The 998-nt window shown below is 48.9% G+C and carries 2 rRNA genes; both read left to right on the top strand.

The features are described 5' to 3' along the window. A 16S ribosomal RNA gene (locus HMPREF9469_RS30370) occupies positions 1–547 on the top strand; the annotation flags it as partial. A 77-nt stretch (positions 548–624) separates the two neighbouring features. Beyond that, positions 625–742, top strand: a 5S ribosomal RNA gene (gene rrf / locus HMPREF9469_RS30365). The last annotated feature ends 256 nt before the right edge of the window (positions 743–998 follow it).

Below are 998 nucleotides of genomic sequence, written 5' to 3'. Positions count from 1 at the left end.
CCCCCTCGACCGGTCAGTAAAGTGACCTTTCCTTCGGGACAGGGGAGACAGGTGGTGCATGGTTGTCGTCAGCTCGTGTCGTGAGATGTTGGGTTAAGTCCCGCAACGAGCGCAACCCTTATCCTTAGTAGCCAGCAGGTAAAGCTGGGCACTCTAGGGAGACTGCCAGGGATAACCTGGAGGAAGGTGGGGATGACGTCAAATCATCATGCCCCTTATGATTTGGGCTACACACGTGCTACAATGGCGTAAACAAAGGGAAGCGACCCTGCGAAGGCAAGCAAATCCCAAAAATAACGTCCCAGTTCGGACTGTAGTCTGCAACCCGACTACACGAAGCTGGAATCGCTAGTAATCGCGAATCAGAATGTCGCGGTGAATACGTTCCCGGGTCTTGTACACACCGCCCGTCACACCATGGGAGTCAGCAACGCCCGAAGTCAGTGACCCAACCGAAAGGAGGGAGCTGCCGAAGGCGGGGCAGGTAACTGGGGTGAAGTCGTAACAAGGTAGCCGTATCGGAAGGTGCGGCTGGATCACCTCCTTTCTAAGGAAGAAGAAGTAAGGGTTTTATATACTATTTAGTTTTCTGATTATCAAGAGAAGTCAAGGAAACAAACGATTTCCGGTGGCGATGCGCTTAGGGGAAACACCCGTTCCCATCCCGAACACGATGGTTAAGACCTAAGCGGCCGATGGTACTATGCTGGAGACGGCATGGGAGAGCAGGTGGCTGCCGGATTACCTAAAAAAACCACTCGAAAGAGTGTTTTATATAGAACAGACATGTTCCAATGGGTGGAGGTAAAAGCGAAACCTGTGTTTTAAAGAACGTGTTAACCTACGTCAGCAGGGAAGTGCTGTTCCATATAACTGGTTTTTACCAGTGATTAGTGAATTCGAGTTAATCGAGTTCGCTAATGACTGATAAAACATCAGTCACATACGTACCTTGAAAACTGCATATTGAAATAAATGAATTGAGTATCCTATATATT

The sequence above is a fragment of the [Clostridium] citroniae WAL-17108 genome (assembly GCF_000233455.1).
In the GTDB taxonomy this organism is placed as follows: domain Bacteria; phylum Bacillota; class Clostridia; order Lachnospirales; family Lachnospiraceae; genus Enterocloster; species Enterocloster citroniae.
This window is presented reverse-complemented; position numbering and strand designations above follow the sequence as displayed.